This window comes from Streptomyces sp. 5K101 (assembly GCF_046506645.1).
GTDB lineage: Bacteria > Actinomycetota > Actinomycetes > Streptomycetales > Streptomycetaceae > Streptomyces.
The window spans coordinates 26,835-44,391 of record NZ_JBKFFO010000031.1; the positions used below are offsets into that span (position 1 = coordinate 26,835).

The following is a 17,557-nucleotide window of genomic DNA, read 5'->3' on the forward strand; positions in this document are numbered from 1 at the left end:
CGGTATCGAGCGCCGCTTTCGGCCCCCTACCTGGTGTCCGAACACTGTGAAGGTGCTTGGGCCCAGGGCTCGCCACAGTACTCCATTCGGGCCATCGGGGTGGACTGCCGCGCCGCCGAAGTTCACGCCGGGGGTGGGAGTCGGGTCACCGAACCGCGGGTGACCAGGTGTTGTGCTTCACAGGGACGGCGGAAACGGAACTATCCACTTCGCTCAACTGTCACTCCTTGGTGCACGACGGACAAGTAGGTGGACAGGGGCGGGAGATGCGGCAGAACCGGCGAGCAGCGACATGAATCCGCCGTCCAGGCAAGGCCGAAGGGCCGCCGCGCCCCTGTCGAGGAGGCGGGAGGCGAGCACGTACGGCACCCGCGTCCATCGAACGACACGCCGTCCCGGTCACCCGACGGTGCGACGACCCGTCAACCGGAGTGACCGGGGCGGCCCGGCGCCCGCCGGGTCAGTCGCCCAAGACCCGCCGCAGATACGGGTTCTGGAACATCCGGTCCGGATCCAGCCGGTCCCTGAGCGCCGTGAACTCGCCGAATCGCGGGTACACCTCGGCGAAGCACGCGGCGTCCCGCGTGTGGATCTTGCCCCAGTGCGGCCGCCCTGCGTGCGCGGTCATGATGCGCTCGACCGCGGTGAAGTAGGAGCGGTACGGCGTCCCGCGGTACATGTGGACGGCGACGTACGCGCTCTCCCGCCCCGACGCCGTCGAGAGCGTGATGTCGTCCGCCGGCGCGGTGCGCACCTCCACGGGGAAGCTGATGCGCAGCGGCGAACGGTCCACCATGGCCCGCACCTCCCGCAGCACGTCGACCACCGCCTCGCGCGGCACCGCGTACTCCATCTCCACGAACCGCACCCGGCGCGGAGATGTGAAGACCTTGTAGGGAATGTCCGTGTACGTGCGGGCGGACAGGGCTCTGCTGGAGACACGGGCGATGGCGGGGACCGCCGCGGGGAACAGCCGGCCGACCGAACAGGCGACCTGGAACGCCCCGTTGGACAGCAGCTCGTCGTCGATCCAGCCGCGCACGGCACCCGCCGGGGCCGCCGGTCCGGCACTGCGGTTGTTGCGCTTGGTGTTGCAGTTGCCGGTGTGCGGGAACCAGTAGAACTCGAAGTGCTCGTTCTCCGCGTGCAGCGCGTCGAAGTCCGCGAGCACCCGGTTCAGGGGCATCGGTTCCTCGCGCGCGGTCAGCAGGAAGACCGGCTCCACGGCGAACGTGATCGCCGTGACCACACCCAGGGCGCCGAGCCCGATGCGGGCCGCCGCGAACACCTCCGGATTCTCCTTCTCGGAGCACGTGAGCAGCGAGCCGTCCGCCGTCACCAGTTCCAGGCCCTTGATCTGCGCGGCGATGGAGGCCGAATCCCGGCCGGTGCCGTGGGTGCCGGTCGAGGTGGCGCCGGCCACGGTCTGCTCCATGATGTCGCCCATGTTGGTGAGCGACAGGCCCTCCCGCGCCAGGGCGGCGTTCAGCCGCTTGAGCGGAGTGCCCGACTCCACCGTCACGGTCATCTCCGACCGGTCGATCCGCCGGATCCCGGTCAGCAGGTCGGGACGGATCAGCAGCCCGTCGGTGGCGGCGATCGCGGTGAACGAGTGGCCGCTGCCCACGGTCTTGACGCGCAGTCCGTCCTCGGCCGCGCGACGCACCGCGTCGGCCAGCTCGTCCGCCGAGGCCGGGCGGGCCTCGCGCTGCGGAGTCGAGGCGACGGTCCCCGCCCAGTTACGCCACGTGCTCTTCACGCTCTTCGGACTGTTGCCAGTCCCGCTCACGCTGTCCCTCCCGCGTCGGCACCGGCCTGCGCAGCCGGCGGTACCCCAGGAACGCCACCACGGCCGCGAGCACTCCCGCAATGCCGGGCACCGCGTACCCCGCGGCGGCTCCGTGCGCGTCGACCACCCAGCCGGCGGCCGACGAACCGAGTGCCACACCGACCGCGAGCCCCGTACTGGTCCAGGACATGCCCTCGGTGAGCTTGCTGCGCGGTACGTGCGCCTCGACGAGGGCCATAGTGGTCACCATCGTCGGTGCGATGGCAAGGCCCGCGACAAAGAGCGCCACGGCCAGGAACGGCAGGTTCCCGGCCAGTTGGAGGGGGATCATACTCACGGCCATCGCGCACACGCCGAGCACCCACCTGCGCGACGGCTCGCCCTTGAGGTGCAGCAGCCCGAACACGGCGCCGGCGAGGCAGGAGCCCAGCGCGTAGACGGCCAGCACCAGGCTCGCGGCCGCTTTGTGGCCCTCCTCCTCGGCGAACGCCACGGTCACCACGTCCACCGCGCCGAAGATCGCACCCGTGGCGACGAACGCGGCCACCAGCACCTGCAGCCCGGGCGAACGCAGGGCGCTGCCGCCCGTGTGCTGCTCGACCGGATGCGGCTTGGGCTCCGTGGCGCGCTGGGCGGTGAGCCACCAGACGCCGACGAACAGGAAGAGCGCGGCGAGCAGCGGGCCCGCCTCCGGGAACCACACCGTCGACAGACCGATCGAGACGATCGGTCCGAAGATGAAGCAGACCTCGTCGACGATCGACTCGAAGGAGTACGCGGTGTGCAGTTCGCGTCCCGAGCCCTGGTAGATCGCGGCCCAGCGCGCCCGCGTCATGGCCCCCACGCTCGGCACGCAGCCGGCCGCGGCCGAGAACACGAACAGCGTCCAGTCCGGCATGCCCTGCTGCGCGCAGACCAGCAGACCCGCGACGGCCGCTACGGAGGCCAGCGTGGCCGGGCGCAGCACCCGGCGCTGGCCGTGCCGGTCGACGAGGCGCGAGATCTGCGGCCCGAGCACGGCGGCGGACATCGCGAGCGTCGCCGAGAGCGCACCGGCCAGTCCGTAACGGCCGGTGATCTGCGAAATCATCGTGACGATGCCGATGCCCATCATGGACAGCGGCATCCGGCCGAGGAGGCCGGCCGTGGAGAACGCCAGGCTGCCGGGAGCGGCGAAGATCGCGCGGTAGGGACTGGGCAAGGAGGACTCCGGTAAGGCGTATGGGCAGCCTTCACAGATTACGGCCGAACGGGTGTCCCCGCACCGTGGTTTTTCCTCCGCCCCGCCTGCCAGGGGCTCCCCGCCGGAGACGGGGAGAGGGTGGCAGGATCGATCCCATGTCCGATCTGCGTGATCCAGCTCCTTACGACGCCCTGCTGCTGCTCTCCTTCGGCGGCCCCGAAGGCCCGGACGACGTGGTTCCGTTCCTCGAGAACGTCACCCGCGGCCGGGGCATCCCCAAAGAGCGCCTCAAGGAGGTGGGTCAGCACTACTTCCGGTTCGGCGGCGTCAGCCCCATCAACGACCAGAACCGCGCGCTGCTCGACGCCCTGCGCAAGGACTTCGCCGAACACGGCCTCGACCTGCCGGTGTACTGGGGCAACCGCAACTGGGCGCCGTACCTCACCGACACCCTGCGCGAGATGACGACCGCCGGCCACCGCAGGATCGTGGTGCTCGCGACCAGCGCGTACGCCTCCTACTCCGGCTGCCGCCAGTACCGCGAGAACCTGGCCGACGCGCTCGACACCCTCCGCGCCGAGGGCCTGGACGTGCCCCGGGTGGACAAGCTGCGCCACTACTTCAACCACCCGGGCTTCGTCCGCCCCATGATCGACGGCGTCCTCGCCTCGCTGGCCGACCTGCCCGAGGACGTCAGGGCCGGCGCCCACCTCGCCTTCACCACCCACTCCATCCCCACGTCGGCCGCGGACACCTCGGGCCCCGAGCCGGAGCACGGCGACGGCGGCGCGTACGTGGCCCAGCACCTGGACGTGGCGGCCCTGATCGCCGGCGCCGTACGGGACGAGACGGGCATCGAGCACCCCTGGCGGCTCGTCTACCAGTCCCGCAGCGGCGCCCCGCACATCCCGTGGCTGGAGCCGGACATCTGCGACCACCTGGAAGCCCTGCACGCGTCCGGGGCGCCCGCGGCCGTCATGGTCCCGATCGGCTTCGTCTCCGACCACATGGAGGTCCTCTACGACCTCGACACCGAGGCCACCGCCAAGGCCGCCGAGCTGGGGCTGCCCGTGCGCCGGTCCGCCACCGTGGGCGCCGACCCGCGGTTCGCCGCCGCCGTGCGCGACCTCGTGCTGGAGCGCGCCGCGACCGAGCGCGGCGTCGACGCCGAGCGCTGCGCCCTCGGGGCGCTCGGCGCGAGCCACGACCTCTGCCCGGTCGGCTGCTGCCCGGCGCGGACGCCGAAGCCCGCGGCCGCCGGCGCCGACAGCCCCTACGCATAAGGAGACCCCTGTGACCGACGCCCTGACGTCCGAGCTGCTCACCCTCGCCCTCGAGGCCGCCCGCCGCGCGGGCGCGCTGCTGCGGGACGGCAGGCCGGACGACCTGGCGGTCGCCCGGACCAAGTCCAGCCCCATCGACGTGGTCACCGAGATGGACATCGCCGCGGAGAAGCTGATCACCGGCTATCTGTCGGAGCACCGTCCCGACGACGGCTTCCTCGGCGAGGAGGGCGCGTCCAGCAGCGGCACCAGCGGCGTGCGCTGGGTGATCGACCCGCTCGACGGCACCGTCAACTACCTGTACGGGCTGCCCACCTGGGCCGTGTCGATCGCCGCCGAACGCAACGGCGAGACGGTCGTGGGAGTCGTCGAGGCACCGATGCGCGGGGAGACGTTCCGGGCGGTCCTGGGGAACGGGGCGTACCTGGGCGAGCGGCGGCTGAGCTGCCGTCCGGCGCCGCCGCTGGACCAGGCGCTGGTGTCCACGGGCTTCAACTACGTCCAGACCGTCCGCGCGCACCAGGCGCAGGTGGCGCACCGGCTGATCCCGCAGCTGCGTGACATCCGGCGCAGCGGCTCGGCGGCCATCGACCTGTGCGACGTGGCCGCGGGCCGTCTCGACGGCTACTACGAGCGCGGGCTCAGCCCCTGGGACATGGCCGCGGGCGACCTCATCGCCCGAGAGGCGGGCGCGCGGACGGGTGGCCGCCCCGGCGAGCTCCCCTCCGGCGACCTGACGGTCGCGGCCTCGCCGGGGATCTTCGAGCCGCTCCAGACCCTCCTGGAGGACCTGGGCGCCTGGCACGACTGACGTTCCTCCGGGCCGCCCACGAGCCGGCGAAGCCCTGAGGAGGCCGAGCTGCAAGAAGACCCCGGCGCCGAACGCGGCGCCGGGGTCTTCGTGCTGCTCTGAGCGGTGCTACGCCGCGCTGACCTCGACCCCGTGCTCGGCGGCGAGCCGGCGCAGGTCCTCCAGCTCGGCCATCTCGACGTCGGCGAGGAAGTCGTCGCCCGTCTCGCGAGCCATCGTCAGGTCGGTCTCCGCAGCCTTTATGCGCTGCAGAAGTCCCGCGGTGAAAGCGTCCATGATTGCGCCCCCTCGGCTAGGTCGGTGGCACGGGGTGTGCCTGGCTGGGGTCCCCCTCGCCGGGGCGAGAGGCGGGTGATCAACCCTGGAACAGGTCGTGCTGCGCCACTAACAAGGCGTGATCGTGGGTGTGCAGACGTCTTCCCCACGCGTTCCCTCAGGGAAACCTCAACTGTCCCGGGAATCCGGTTCATTCCCCGACGCTCGCGCCCCGATGCTCCTGCAACGAAAGATTCCGCCTTACGGCCGGTTTACGCGCGTAACGGGCAGGATGTATGCGCACAGCCAGTGCAAAGGCCTGCCCGTCGCCGGACGGGCTCGGAGGAAGGAACAGCGACGTGCGCGTACTCGTCGTCGAGGACGAGCAACTGCTCGCCGATGCGGTGGCCACCGGGCTGCGCCGGGAGGCCATGGCCGTCGACGTCGTGTACGACGGCGCGGCGGCCCTGGAACGCATCGAGGTCAACGACTACGACGTGGTGGTCCTCGACCGTGACCTCCCGCTCGTGCACGGCGACGACGTCTGCCGCAAGATCGTCGAGCTGGGCATGCCGACCCGGGTGCTGATGCTCACCGCGTCGGGGGACGTCAGCGACCGTGTGGAGGGCCTGGAGCTGGGTGCCGACGACTACCTGCCCAAGCCGTTCGCGTTCACCGAGCTCACCGCGCGCGTCCGCGCGCTCGGCCGGCGGACGACCGTGCCCCTGCCGCCGGTGCTGGAGCGCGCCGGGATCAAGCTCGACCCGAACCGCCGCGAGGTGTTCCGGGACGGGAAGGAGATCCAGCTCGCACCCAAGGAGTTCGCCGTCCTGGAGGTTCTGATGCGCAGCGAGGGCGCGGTCGTCTCGGCCGAGCAGCTGCTGGAGAAGGCCTGGGACGAGAACACCGACCCGTTCACCAACGTCGTGCGCGTAACCGTGATGACTTTGCGCCGCAAGCTCGGCGAACCGCCGGTGATCGTCACGGTGCCCGGCTCCGGCTACCGGATCTGATCCGCATGACCCCCGTCCCCGCGCCCCCCGAGGCGCCGCCGAAACCGACCTGGGACCCCAGGGAGCCGGTGCGGCCGTGGCTGCGCCCGACCATCCGGATACGGCTCACCCTGCTGTACGGCGGGATGTTCCTGATCGCGGGCATCCTGCTGCTGTCGATCATCTACCTGTTCACCGCGCAGGCGCTGCACGACGGGAGCGGGCTCCCGTTCAAGCTGCTGCCGGAGAGCAAGATCCAGTTGACCGACAACTCCTGCGAGGCGCTGACCACGGGCCTGTCGGCGGACGAGGCCAACGCCGCCCTGAAGTCGTGCTTCGCCCACCAGCGCGAGCTGGCCCTGGACGACTTGCTGCGCCGCTCGCTGTTCGCCCTGCTCGGGCTGAGCATCATCGCCTTCGCCTTCGGCTACGCCATGGCCGGGCGGGTCCTGTCGCCGCTCGGCCGCATCACCCGCACCGCCCGCCAGGTGGCCGGCTCGGACCTGACCCGCCGGATCGAGCTGGACGGCCCGGACGACGAGCTGAAGGAACTCGCCGACACCTTCGACGAGATGCTGGACCGCCTGGAGCGGGCGTTCACCGCCCAGCAGCGGTTCGTCGCCAACGCCTCGCACGAGCTGCGCACCCCGCTGGCGATCAACCGCACGCTCCTGGAGGTCCATCTCTCGGATCCGGGAGCGCCCGTCGAGCTCCAGCAGCTGGGCAAGACGCTGCTGGCCACCAACGAGCGCAGCGAGCAGCTCGTGGAGGGCCTGCTGCTGCTCGCCCGCAGCGACAACCAGATCGTCGAGCGCAAGCCGGTCGACCTGGCGGAGGTCGCCGCCCGCGCCATCGACCAGGTGCGTGCCGAGGCCGATGCGCAGGGCGTCGAGATCCGCGGGGAGCGCGCCCCCGCCGTCATACAGGGCAACGGCGTGCTGCTGGAGCGGATCGCGCTGAACCTCGTGCAGAACGGCGTTCGCTACAACGTGGGGGACGGCGGCTGGGTGGAGGTCTCGACGGAGGTCCAGCAGGGCCAGGCCGTCCTGGTCGTGTCGAACACGGGCCCGGTCGTCCCCGGATACGAGATCGACAACCTCTTCGAGCCGTTCAGAAGACTGCGGCAGGAGCGGACGGGCAGCGACAAGGGCGTCGGCCTGGGACTTTCCATCGCCCGGTCCGTCGCGCGTGCCCACGGGGGCCGTATCATCGCGGAGCCCCGCGAGGGTGGCGGGCTTGTGATGCGTGTCACCCTGCCGGTTTGACATGCTGAAGGACGTTCGCTTTAAGCGGAATTTTCGGGACCCGCTCCCGGAGGTATCGTGTGCGATCGGTCACAGAGGTGGAATTCAGGCCGTCTACTCTCCGTGAACGCATATCGCGCCGGAAAGCCGGAAAAAGTCCGAGTTTCCGGGGGGTGGCATCACGGGAAGTACACGGGGTGGTGCCCGTATAGCGCGCCCCGCGGACCGTGTACGGTCCCCATCGCCGTCCAACCCGATCACTCTTGAGGGGTCCGGTTGGGTGTCGATTGAGTAACAGACCTTGATGTGAGGCAAAATCTCCGCCTCAGGTCGGGCACAAGTCCGGCCTCTCACGCGTTACGTGCGCTGGAGACACCGCAGACACCCAGAGGGGGAGAGCGACATGGCAACGGATTACGACACCCCACGCAAGACCGACGACGACGTCGATTCGGACAGCCTTGAAGAGCTGAAGGCCCGGCGGAACGACAAGTCCACCTCCACCGTCGACGTCGACGAGTTCGACGCCGCGGAGGGCATGGAGCTCCCCGGAGCCGACCTGTCCAACGAGGAGCTGGCCGTCCGGGTCCTGCCGAAGCAGGCCGACGAGTTCACCTGCATGAGCTGCTTCCTCGTGCACCACCGCAGCCAGCTGGCGCGCGAGAAGAACGGCCAGCCGATCTGCCGCGACTGCGACTGAGGACAGGTCGCCAGTGGCAGGCGAGACACCGTCCAGGAAGCGGCGCTTCCGGCGTCTGAAGCCGTCGGAGGCGCACCAGGGCGGTTCGGGCCCGACACCGGACGCCACGGCGTCCACCGAGCGCGATGCCGCCCTGCTGCCGCACGGCGCAGGTCATGACGTGGAGCGAGGCCGCTCGGCCTCGCTCGAAGCAGCGGGCCGGGCCGGGCCGCCGACCAGGGGCCGACGCCTGGCCGCGGTGCGGCACGGCGTCGCCAGGGGCAGTGCGAGCGCCAGGGCCTCGCTGGTGAAGACCCGGCAGGGCGCCAAAGCGACCCTGGGCTACCTCGCCGACCGCCTCATCGAGAACGCGCCGCGCGTCCCGGTCCGTGACCTCGACACGCTGCGCAGGCAGTTTCCCGGGCTCGGTCCCGAGCAGCTCGCCGACAAGCTCGTCTCGGGCGCGGCCAACGCGACGTCCGCCGTCGGCGCCGGTGTCGGCGCCGCCGCGATGATGCCCGTGCCGCCCGCCATGCCGACCGAGCTGGCCGCGGAGGTCCTGGCCGTCGGGGCGATCGAGCTCAAGCTCGTCGCCGAGCTCCACGAGGTCTACGGGCTGCGCCCGCCGGGCGGGCTCACGGCACGCAGCACCGCGTATCTGAACTCGTGGTCGTCCGAGCGCGGTATCGACGTGACCAAGCCGTCGACGTACAACGCGGCGATGGGCGGGCAGCTCAAGCGCCAGCTGCGCCAGCAGATCATGAAGCGCATGGTGCGCAATCTGCCCAGCCTCGCGCCGTTCATGGTCGGGGCGGCCGTCGGCGCGGTGATGAACCGCCGCGACACCCGCAAGCTCGCCGACCACATCCGCGCGGACCTGCGCAGGCGGCAGGTCCCCTGGGACGCCCTGCCGCAGCTCCCGCCGCTCGAGCGGCCGAAGGACGCGCTGCCCGGCAAGCTACTGGGCGAGACCCGGCAGCCCCCGCCCACGCCGGAGCACTGACCGCCCGCGCTCGGCAGAGTCCAGGACGCAAGGACGGCCCAGGCCGCCGCCACCTCGCTCGGCACAGCCGCGCTCATAGCGCGGAGGCCGTCACCGGCCGGCTCGGCACAGCGCCGCTCAGGATGCGCGTACGGCCACCGGGGCCGCTGCGCCCGCTCAGGGTGCAGGACCGGCACCAGGGCCGCCGCCGCCCCGCTCGGCAGAGCCGCGCTCAGACGCACCGCCGGCCGCCACCGCCACCGTCGGCGCGCTCGTCCGACGCTCCCTTCAGGACGCACGGACGGCCGTCACCGCCGCCGCCAGTTCCTGCGGGTGTCGCGTCGACAGGTAGACGTACGGCGTCGGGTCCGCCGGGTCGGTGACCTCGATGCGGACCGCCGTCGGCACGTAGCTGCGCAGCAGCATGAACGCCCGCGGATCCGCCTTGTGCGACCGCCAGGCACGTGCCTCCTGCGGGTCGAGCACCTCCGGCGTGCCCAGCGCCGACACCGGGATACGGGCGTCACCGGCGACCAGCGAGCCGGCCACCACGCGGATGCGGGCCGTGCCGTAGGAACTGACCAGTGCCCCCGCCAGTGCCGCCGCCCCGATCAAGCCGCCGAGCATCGGCAGCGTCCCCAGCGGCAGCGCGACCAGACCGCCGCTGACGGCGGCGAGAGCGGTGACGGCCCACCAGGAACGGGGCGCGGTCAGACGTTCTGAGTACTGCGGGGCGGAAGGCTGCATGAATCCAAGCTTGGCACGGCGCGACCGGCGAACAGCCGCGCGGGTAAGGTCTGCGCCTGTGAGTAACGCGAACCCCCAGGCGGCGACGCCCGGCCCCCCGGCCGGCTCCACGGCGCTGACCCCGCCCGCCGGCGCCACCGCACCGGTCCGGCACCCCGACGCCCCGGCCCCCGGCGAGCTCCTCGGCGCCCACTACGACCAGTGCTTCGGCTGCGGCGGCGCCCAGCCCCACGGGCTGCACCTGGCCGCCCGTGCCGAGGAGGGCGTACGCGTCACCGCAGAGTTCACCGTCAAGCCCGCCCACCAGGGCGCACCGGGCCTCGCCCACGGCGGCGTCCTCGCCACCGCGCTGGACGAGACGCTGGGCTCGCTGAACTGGCTGCTGCGCGTGATCGCCGTGACCGGCAAGCTGGAGACCGACTTCGTGCGCCCCGTGCCCGTCGGCACCGTGCTGCACCTCGACGCCGAGGTCACCGCCGTCGCCGGGCGCAAGATCTACTCCCGTGCCACCGGCAGGATCGGCGGCCCGGACGGACCGGTGGCCCTCCGCGCGGGTGCGCTGTTCATCGAGGTCAAGGTCGACCACTTCATCGACCACGGCCGTGCCGAGGAGATCCGGGCCGCCATGGCCGACCCCGACCAGATCAGGCGCGCCCGCGCCTTCGAGGTGAACCCCTGATGCGTGAACCCGTCGACGTACTGATCCGACGTGTGGACCCCGACGTCCCGCTCCCCGCGTACGGACACCCCGGCGACGCCGGCGCCGATCTCGTGACCTGCGAGGCGATCGAACTGGCCCCCGGCGAACGCGCCGTCCTGCCCACGGGAGTGTCGATCGCCCTGCCCGACGGGTACGCGGCCTTCGTGCATCCGCGCTCGGGACTCGCAGCGCGCTGCGGAGTGGCTCTCGTGAATGCCCCAGGGACGGTGGATGCCGGGTACCGTGGGGAGATCAAGGTGATCGTGGTCAATCTGGATCCGCGCGAGAGTGTGCGGTTCGAACGGTTCGACCGGATTGCCCAACTGGTCGTCCAGCAGGTCGAGAAGGTGCGCTTCCACGAGGTGGCGGAGCTTCCCGGCTCCGCGCGGGCCGAGGGGGGCTTCGGGTCCACCGGCGGTCACGCCGCCGTGGACGGCTCTACGGGTGGGAATCGATACGCTTCGGTCGTATCCGACCGGGAAGGACAGTGACGTGTTCGGACGTCGCAAGAAGAGTGGTTCCGCCGGGGACGTGGCGGACGCAACGGGCGAGGCCGAGCGAGTCGCCGACCAGTCCGACGAGCTCGGCACCGACGCCGACGAGGGCGCGCCCCGCAGGGTGAACCTCCCGCCGGCGCCCCGGCCCGACGGCCCCTGGGACGTCTCCGAGGTCTCCAGGCCCGGCGACGGCCGCGTCGACCTGGGCGGACTTTTCGTGCCCGGCGTCGAGGGAATGGAGCTGCGCGTCGAGGTCGCCGGTGACGCGATCGTCGCCGCCACGGTCGTGCTGCGCGACAGCGCCATCCAGCTGCAGGCCTTCGCGGCGCCCAAGAAGGAAGGCATCTGGGGCGAGGTCCGCGAGGAGATCGCCTCCGGCATCACGCAGCAGGGCGGGGTCGTCGACGAGGTCGAGGGCCCGCTCGGCTGGGAGCTGCGGGCGCAGGTGCCCGTGCAGCTTCCCGACGGCACGGGCGGCGTGCAGCTCGTCCGCTTCGTCGGCGTCGACGGTCCCCGCTGGTTCCTGCGCGGCGTGATCTCCGGGCAGGGCGCGGTGCAGCCGCAGGCCGCCGGTCTGCTGGAGCAGATCTTCCGGGACACCGTCGTCGTGCGCGGCGAGGGCCCGATGGCGCCCCGCGACCCGATCGTGCTCAAGCTGCCCGACGACGCCCAGATGGTGCCCGAGGGCGTCCAGCAGGAGGAGCAGGAGGGATCCCGCTTCTCCGGAGGCATGGGCCGGCTCCAGCGCGGACCGGAGATCACCGAGGTCCGCTGACACGGAGGGCGGGTGGGCCGCGATTCCCTCCGAGGGAGCCGCGGCCCACCCGTCTTTCCGCGCACGGCCGTTGCCCGGGAGCATGGCCCCTGCACATACTGTGGCCGGACGATCAGCACGTACGGGGGGACGCATGACCGAGAGCAGCGGCGCGCACGGCCGCACCGCCGTCATCGGCGACCGGGGCAGCGCACCGATGGTGCGGGTGGAGAACCTGCGCCGGTCGTACGGCACCGGGGCCGGGGCCGTGCACGCGCTGCGCGGCGTCTTCTTCGAGATCCCCCGCGGCGAACTCGTCGCCCTCAAAGGGCGCTCCGGCTCGGGCAAGACCACGCTCCTCAACCTCGTCGGCGGTCTCGACTCCCCGGACGAGGGCCGGATCACCGTCGACGGCATCGATTTGTCGGGGCTCGGCGAGAACGGCCTTCTGGAGCTGCGCCGGGACCGGATCGGCTTCATCTTCCAGTCCTTCGGCCTGATCCCGATCCTGAGCGCGGCCGAGAACGTGGGCGTGCCCCTGCGCCTGCGCAAGGCGGACCCGCTTGAGCGGGAGGAGCGGGTGCGGCTGATGCTCGCCCTCGTCGGCCTCGCCGACCACGCGGCGCAGCGTCCCGGCGAGCTCTCCGGCGGCCAGCAGCAGCGCGTCGCCATCGCGCGAGCCCTCGCCAACCGCCCGGCGCTCCTCATCGCCGATGAACCGACGGGCCAGCTGGACGCCGAGACCGGGCTCGCGGTGATGGAGCTCCTGCGTGCCGTCGTGCGCAGCGAGGGCGTCACCGCCCTGGTCGCCACGCACGACGCCCAGCTGCTCGACCTCGCGGACCGCGTCCTGGAACTGCGCGACGGCGAGATCGTCGAGCACTGACGGGCCGTCGCGGCCACGGTCCGGGGTGCGTCAGAATCGCGTCAATACGCACCGCGGAGTCCTCCGGCGTCGGTTTCACCCCGTCGGTTCGACGTAAGGTCGACGCTGCGCGGCAGCGGCCGACGCCGCTGCGCGACGCGGCACAGAGACGACAATGGGGCCATGGGACGCGGCAAGCTTCGGATCTACCTGGGTGCGGCGCCGGGAGTCGGCAAGACCTACGCGATGCTCTCCGAGGCGCACCGCCGTGTGGAACGCGGCACGGACTGCGTCGTCGCGTTCGTCGAGCACCACGACCGGCCGCGCACCGAGGCGCTGCTCGACGGGCTGGAGCAGGTGCCGCGCCGCGAGACCGTCCACTGCGGCGCCGCCTTCGCGGAGATGGACGTCGACGCCGTGCTGGAGCGCCGCCCCGCGGTCGCCCTCGTCGACGACCTCGCCCACACCAACGCGCCGGGCTCCCGCAACGGCAAGCGCTGGCAGGACGTCGAGGAACTGCTCGCCGCCGGCACGGACGTCATATCGACCGTCAACATCCAGCACCTCGAGTCACTCGGGGACGTCGTCGACTCGATCACCGGCGTACGGCAGCGGGAGACGGTGCCCGACGAGGTGGTCCGCAGAGCCGACCAGATCGAACTCGTCGACATGGCACCTCAGGCGCTGCGCCGCAGGATGGCGCACGGCAACATCTACCAGCCGGACCGGGTGGACGCGGCCCTGGCCAAGTACTTCCGCCCCGGCAACCTCACCGCACTGCGCGAACTGGCGCTGCTGTGGCTGGCCGACCGGGTCGACGAGTACCTCCAGCAGTACCGGGGCGAGCACAACATCCGCTCCACCTGGCAGGCCCGCGAACGCATCGTCGTCGGTCTCACCGGCGGCCCCGAGGGCCGCACCCTGATCCGGCGCGCGTCCCGGATGGCGGCCAAGGGCTCGGGCGGCGGGATCCTGGCCGTCTACATTGCCCGCAGCGACGGGCTGACCTCCGCGTCCCCCAAGGAACTCGCCGTCCAGCGCACCCTCGTCGAGGACCTCGGCGGCACCTTCCACCACGTGATCGGCGACGACGTGCCCGCCGCGCTGCTGGAGTTCGCACGCGGGGTCAACGCCACCCAGATCGTCCTCGGCTCCAGCCGCCGCACGTCCTGGCAGTACCTCTTCGGCCCCGGCGTCGGGGCGACCGTGGCCCGCCATGCCGGGCCCGATCTCGACGTCCACATCGTCACCCACGACGAGGCCGGCAAGGGGCGCGGCCTGCCCGGGACCCGCGGCGCCCGGCTCGGCCGCTCCCGGATCGCGGCGGGCTGGGCCGTCGGCGTCGTCGCGCCCGTGCTGCTGACGCTGATGCTGACGGGCATGGAGAACGGCCCCGGCCTCGCCAACGACGTCATGCTGTTCCTCTTCCTCACGGTCGCGGCGGCCCTGATGGGCGGGCTGCTGCCCGCGCTCGCCTCCGCCGCCGTCGGATCACTGCTGCTGAACTACTACTTCACGCCGCCCACCCACACCCTCGACATCGCCGAGCCGCACAACCTCGTCGCCATCGTGATCTTCTTCGCGGTGGCCGTGGCGGTCGCCTCCGTCGTGGACGTCGCCGCCCGCCGCACCCACCAGGCGGCCCGGCTGCGGGCCGAGTCGGAGATACTCTCCTTCCTCGCCGGCAGCGTGCTGCGCGGCGAGACCGCGCTCGACGCGCTCCTGGAACGGGTCCGGGAGACCTTCGCGATGGAGTCCGTGGCGCTCCTGGAGCGCGCCGACGGCAGCGCACCGTGGACGTGCACGGCGAGCGTCGGACCCGCTCCCGCGGCCCGCCCCGACGACGCCGACGTGGACATGCCCGTCGGCGACCACATGGCGCTGGCCCTCTCCGGCCGCGTACTGCCCGCCGAGGACCGTAGGGTGCTCGCCGCGTTCGCCACCCAGGCGGCGGTCGTTCTGGACCGCCGGCGCCTGGTGGGGGAGGCGGAGGCGGCCCGGGCGCTCGCCGAGGGCAACCGCATCCGCACCGCCCTGCTCGCCGCCGTCAGCCACGACCTGCGCACCCCGCTCGCGGGGATCAAGGCCGCGGTCTCCTCGCTCCGGTCCGACGACGTCGCCTGGTCCGAGGAGGACGAGGCCGAGCTGCTCGCCGGCATCGAGGACGGCGCGGACCGGCTACACCACCTGGTCGGCAACCTCCTCGACATGTCCCGCCTGCAGACCGGCACCATCGCCCCGCTGATCCGTGAGACGAGCCTCGACGAGGTGATCCCGCTCGCGCTGGCCGGCGTGCCGCCGCAGAGCGTGGTCCTCGACATCCCCGAGTCGCTGCCCATGGTGGCCGTCGACCGCGGGCTGCTGGAGCGGGCGGTCGCCAACATCGTCGAGAACGCCGTCAAGTACGGCCCCGCCGGCGTCCGCGTCACCGTCGCGGCCAGCGCCCTCGCGGAACGGGTCGAACTGCGCGTCGTCGACCGCGGCAGCGGAGTGCCCGACGAGGAGAAGGAACGCATCTTCGAGCCGTTCCAGCGCTCCGGCGACGCCCCGCGCGGCACCGGAGTCGGCCTCGGCCTCGCCGTCGCCCGCGGCTTCGTCGAGTCCATGGGCGGCACGCTCAGTGCCGAGGACACCCCCGGAGGCGGCATGACCATGGTGCTCACCCTGTGTGCCGCGCCGGGACCCGGCCGCGAGGGCACCGCCCGACCGCCCGCGCGGGTGACGGCATGACCCCGCGCGGCGCTCCCGGCGCCGGCCCGCCCCGCACCGCAGTCGCAGCCCACCCAGCCAACCCAGCAGAAAGGCGGACCGGCATGACCCGGGTGCTCGTGGTCGACGACGAGCCGCAGATCGTCCGCGCCCTCGTGATCAACCTGAAGGCGCGCACGTACGAGGTGGACTCGGCCGGCGACGGCGCGACCGCGCTCGAACTCGCCGCCGCGCGTCACCCCGACGTCGTCGTGCTCGACCTCGGCCTGCCCGACATGGACGGCGTCGAGGTCATCAAGGGGCTGCGCGGCTGGACCAGGGTGCCGATCCTGGTGCTCTCCGCCCGCCACTCCTCGGACGAGAAGGTCGAGGCCCTCGACGCCGGCGCCGACGACTACGTCACCAAGCCCTTCGGCATGGACGAACTGCTGGCCCGGCTGCGCGCCGCCGTCCGCAGGGCCGAACCCGTCGCCGGCGAGGGGGACGTGGTCACCGTCGAGACCGAGACCTTCGCCGTCGACCTCGCCGCGAAGAAGGTGAACCGCGACGGACGCGACGTACGTCTCACTCCCACCGAGTGGCATCTGCTGGAGGTCCTCGTACGCAACACCGGCCGCCTGGTCAGCCAGAAGCAGCTGCTCCAGGAGGTCTGGGGCCCCTCCTACGGGACGGAGACCAACTATCTGCGGGTCTACATGGCGCAGCTGCGCCGCAAGCTGGAGGCCGACCCCTCGCACCCGAAGCACTTCGTCACCGAGCCCGGCATGGGGTACCGCTTCGAACGTTGATCCGGCCCCTCGGGGGGCCGGTAGGCTTTCTGTATGAGTGCTGTACCCCGTCCCGAGAAGGCGGCGAAGGACGACAGGGAGTCGAAACCGGCCGGTCGCTTCCGCCGCATGCTCGACCGGCTCTCCAGCTCACAGCTGGATCTCGAGTCGGAGGAGCTCCAGGAGGACGCCCAGGCGTCGGGGTGCACCCCCATCGGCGACTGCGGCGACCGTCAGATCGTCCGGGTCACTGGTACCTTGCGCACGGTCACCCTTCGTCCGCGGGCCGGTGTGCCCGCGCTGGAGGCTGAGCTCTTCGACGGCACGGCCCCGCTCGACGTGGTCTGGCTCGGCCGCCGGTCCATCGTGGGCATCGAGCCGGGCCGCAGGCTGATCGCCTCCGGCCGCATATCGATGAGCCACGGCCGCCGGGTGCTGTTCAATCCCAAATACGAACTCCGACCGCTCGGACAGGAGTAGCCGGTGACGTCTGTCGACAAGCCGACCCCCACGACGAACGACCAGCAGGACAGCGCACAGGGTCCCGCCGACACGAAGGCGGTCACCGAGGCGGCGCTGTTCGAGGCGTTCGGCGGCGTGCGCGGCATGGTGGAGACGGTCCTGCCGGGCCTGCTCTTCGTCACGATCTACACGGTCAACAAGGACCTGCACCTCTCGGCGATCGCCGCGCTCGCGGTCTCGCTGGTGCTCGTGGCCGTCCGGCTGGTGCGCAAGGACACCGTCAAGCACGCCTTCAGCGGCGTCTTCGGCGTGGCCTTCGGCGTCATCTTCGCGATGATGACCGGCAACGCGAAGGACTTCTACCTCCCGGGCATGCTCTACACGCTCGGGCTCGCGCTGGCGTACATCATCACGACCCTGGCGGGCGTGCCGCTGATCGGCCTGATCCTCGGCCCGGTGTTCAAGGAGAACCTCTCCTGGCGCACCCGCAACCCCGGCCGCAAGAAGGCGTACGCCAAGGCCAGCTGGGCCTGGGGCCTGATCCTGCTCGCCAAGTGCGCGATCCTGTTTCCGCTGTACTGGTGGGCGGACACGACGCAGCTCGGCTGGGTCCTGGTGACTCTCAAGATCCCGCCGTTCCTGCTGGCCGTGTATCTGACCTGGCTGTTCCTGGCGAAGGCCCCGCCGCCGATCGACGTCTTCGCGGAGATGGAGGCGGAGGAACGGGCGGAGAAGGCCCGCAAGGCCGCATCGCAGACCCACGGGGGCGAGGCGTAGCGCTCCTTCAGCACAGAGGCGTGGCCCGGCACCCCTGAGCAGCGGACGGCCCCGCACCCAC

Annotated in this window: 18 protein-coding genes; 14 read left to right on the forward strand and 4 right to left on the reverse strand. The window is 71.8% G+C overall.

Features of this window, described 5'->3' with window-relative positions; genetic code table 11:
• Positions 1-460: 460 nt before the first annotated feature.
• Both ACLB9X_RS32090 and ACLB9X_RS32095 read right to left on the reverse strand, forming a co-directional pair.
• Positions 461-1,759 (reverse strand): D-arabinono-1,4-lactone oxidase, encoded by a 1,299-nt coding sequence (locus tag ACLB9X_RS32090; protein WP_410363953.1) that lies wholly within the window; start codon positions 1,757-1,759, stop codon positions 461-463.
• Positions 1,740-2,990, reverse strand: coding sequence for an MFS transporter (locus ACLB9X_RS32095; RefSeq protein ID WP_410363954.1), 1,251 nt, complete (start codon positions 2,988-2,990; stop codon positions 1,740-1,742). The genes ACLB9X_RS32090 and ACLB9X_RS32095 overlap by 20 nt, the downstream gene beginning before the upstream one ends.
• Positions 2,991-3,127: 137 nt before the next feature.
• Here ACLB9X_RS32095 and ACLB9X_RS32100 point away from each other — a divergent pair, with 137 nt between their 5' ends.
• Both ACLB9X_RS32100 and ACLB9X_RS32105 read left to right on the forward strand, forming a co-directional pair.
• Positions 3,128-4,255: a ferrochelatase gene (locus tag ACLB9X_RS32100; RefSeq protein WP_410363955.1), complete on the forward strand. Its 1,128-nt coding sequence runs from the start codon at positions 3,128-3,130 to the stop codon at positions 4,253-4,255.
• Between the two features lie 10 nt (positions 4,256-4,265).
• Positions 4,266-5,066 (forward strand): inositol monophosphatase family protein, encoded by an 801-nt coding sequence (locus ACLB9X_RS32105; RefSeq protein WP_410363956.1) that lies wholly within the window; start codon positions 4,266-4,268, stop codon positions 5,064-5,066.
• Positions 5,067-5,174: 108 nt separating this feature from the next.
• Here the strand turns inward: ACLB9X_RS32105 and ACLB9X_RS32110 are convergent, their stop codons facing one another.
• Entirely contained in the window at positions 5,175-5,342 is a 168-nt protein-coding gene (locus ACLB9X_RS32110) for a hypothetical protein (RefSeq protein WP_365992128.1), read from the reverse strand.
• Positions 5,343-5,680: 338 nt separating this feature from the next.
• Between ACLB9X_RS32110 and ACLB9X_RS32115 the strand changes: the two genes are divergently transcribed.
• The 4 genes from ACLB9X_RS32115 (at position 5,681) to ACLB9X_RS32130 (ending at position 9,239) form a co-directional block, all read left to right on the forward strand.
• Positions 5,681-6,334, forward strand: coding sequence for a response regulator transcription factor (locus ACLB9X_RS32115; RefSeq protein WP_177151625.1), 654 nt, complete (start codon positions 5,681-5,683; stop codon positions 6,332-6,334).
• Between the two features lie 5 nt (positions 6,335-6,339).
• Positions 6,340-7,578, forward strand: a complete 1,239-nt coding sequence (locus ACLB9X_RS32120) for a sensor histidine kinase (RefSeq protein ID WP_410363957.1) — start codon at positions 6,340-6,342, stop codon at positions 7,576-7,578.
• Between the two features lie 382 nt (positions 7,579-7,960).
• On the forward strand, positions 7,961-8,257 hold the full coding sequence (locus tag ACLB9X_RS32125) for a DUF4193 domain-containing protein (protein ID WP_018848140.1): 297 nt from the start codon (positions 7,961-7,963) through the stop codon (positions 8,255-8,257).
• A 13-nt stretch (positions 8,258-8,270) separates the two neighbouring features.
• On the forward strand, positions 8,271-9,239 hold the full coding sequence (locus ACLB9X_RS32130) for a hypothetical protein (RefSeq protein WP_410363958.1): 969 nt from the start codon (positions 8,271-8,273) through the stop codon (positions 9,237-9,239).
• 267 nt (positions 9,240-9,506) lie between these two features.
• Here ACLB9X_RS32130 and ACLB9X_RS32135 read toward each other — a convergent pair whose 3' ends face one another.
• A complete protein-coding gene (locus ACLB9X_RS32135; RefSeq protein WP_410363959.1) occupies positions 9,507-9,965 on the reverse strand; it encodes a DUF3093 domain-containing protein in 459 nt (152 codons plus the stop codon).
• 58 nt (positions 9,966-10,023) lie between these two features.
• Between ACLB9X_RS32135 and ACLB9X_RS32140 the strand changes: the two genes are divergently transcribed.
• The 8 genes from ACLB9X_RS32140 to ACLB9X_RS32175 all read left to right on the forward strand — a co-directional run bounded on the left by ACLB9X_RS32140 (position 10,024) and on the right by ACLB9X_RS32175 (position 17,496).
• Positions 10,024-10,644, forward strand: coding sequence for a PaaI family thioesterase (locus ACLB9X_RS32140; RefSeq protein WP_410363960.1), 621 nt, complete (start codon positions 10,024-10,026; stop codon positions 10,642-10,644).
• Complete coding sequence (dut, locus tag ACLB9X_RS32145; protein ID WP_410363961.1) at positions 10,644-11,156, forward strand: dUTP diphosphatase; 513 nt, start codon at positions 10,644-10,646, stop codon at positions 11,154-11,156. Before ACLB9X_RS32140 ends, dut begins: the two co-directional genes overlap by 1 nt.
• A gap of 1 nt (position 11,157) precedes the next feature.
• On the forward strand, positions 11,158-11,937 hold the full coding sequence (locus tag ACLB9X_RS32150) for a DUF3710 domain-containing protein (RefSeq protein ID WP_410363962.1): 780 nt from the start codon (positions 11,158-11,160) through the stop codon (positions 11,935-11,937).
• Positions 11,938-12,070: 133 nt separating this feature from the next.
• A complete protein-coding gene (locus ACLB9X_RS32155) occupies positions 12,071-12,802 on the forward strand; it encodes an ABC transporter ATP-binding protein (protein WP_410363963.1) in 732 nt (243 codons plus the stop codon).
• 162 nt (positions 12,803-12,964) lie between these two features.
• Positions 12,965-15,511, forward strand: a complete 2,547-nt coding sequence (locus tag ACLB9X_RS32160) for an ATP-binding protein (protein WP_410363964.1) — start codon at positions 12,965-12,967, stop codon at positions 15,509-15,511.
• A gap of 83 nt (positions 15,512-15,594) precedes the next feature.
• Positions 15,595-16,278, forward strand: a complete 684-nt coding sequence (locus ACLB9X_RS32165) for a response regulator (protein ID WP_410363965.1) — start codon at positions 15,595-15,597, stop codon at positions 16,276-16,278.
• A 33-nt stretch (positions 16,279-16,311) separates the two neighbouring features.
• The gene (locus ACLB9X_RS32170; RefSeq protein WP_410363966.1) at positions 16,312-16,737 is read left to right on the forward strand and encodes an OB-fold nucleic acid binding domain-containing protein; all 426 of its coding nucleotides are present in this window, start codon (positions 16,312-16,314) and stop codon (positions 16,735-16,737) included.
• 3 nt (positions 16,738-16,740) lie between these two features.
• Entirely contained in the window at positions 16,741-17,496 is a 756-nt protein-coding gene (locus ACLB9X_RS32175; RefSeq protein ID WP_410363967.1) for a DUF3159 domain-containing protein, read from the forward strand.
• The last annotated feature ends 61 nt before the right edge of the window (positions 17,497-17,557 follow it).

What these genes read in the sequence shown, in the direction of transcription:
- ACLB9X_RS32100 (WP_410363955.1), top strand. Translation starts at nt 3,128, where the DNA reads ATGTCCGATCTGCGTGATCCAGCTCCTTACGACGCCCTGCTGCTGCTC.
- ACLB9X_RS32110 (WP_365992128.1), bottom strand. Translation starts at nt 5,342, where the DNA reads ATGGACGCTTTCACCGCGGGACTTCTGCAGCGCATAAAGGCTGCGGAG.
- ACLB9X_RS32120 (WP_410363957.1), top strand. Translation starts at nt 6,340, where the DNA reads ATGACCCCCGTCCCCGCGCCCCCCGAGGCGCCGCCGAAACCGACCTGG.
- ACLB9X_RS32125 (WP_018848140.1), top strand. Translation starts at nt 7,961, where the DNA reads ATGGCAACGGATTACGACACCCCACGCAAGACCGACGACGACGTCGAT.
- ACLB9X_RS32135 (WP_410363959.1), bottom strand. Translation starts at nt 9,965, where the DNA reads ATGCAGCCTTCCGCCCCGCAGTACTCAGAACGTCTGACCGCGCCCCGT.
- dut (WP_410363961.1), top strand. Translation starts at nt 10,644, where the DNA reads ATGCGTGAACCCGTCGACGTACTGATCCGACGTGTGGACCCCGACGTC.
- ACLB9X_RS32155 (WP_410363963.1), top strand. Translation starts at nt 12,071, where the DNA reads ATGACCGAGAGCAGCGGCGCGCACGGCCGCACCGCCGTCATCGGCGAC.
- ACLB9X_RS32160 (WP_410363964.1), top strand. Translation starts at nt 12,965, where the DNA reads ATGGGACGCGGCAAGCTTCGGATCTACCTGGGTGCGGCGCCGGGAGTC.
- ACLB9X_RS32165 (WP_410363965.1), top strand. Translation starts at nt 15,595, where the DNA reads ATGACCCGGGTGCTCGTGGTCGACGACGAGCCGCAGATCGTCCGCGCC.
- ACLB9X_RS32170 (WP_410363966.1), top strand. Translation starts at nt 16,312, where the DNA reads ATGAGTGCTGTACCCCGTCCCGAGAAGGCGGCGAAGGACGACAGGGAG.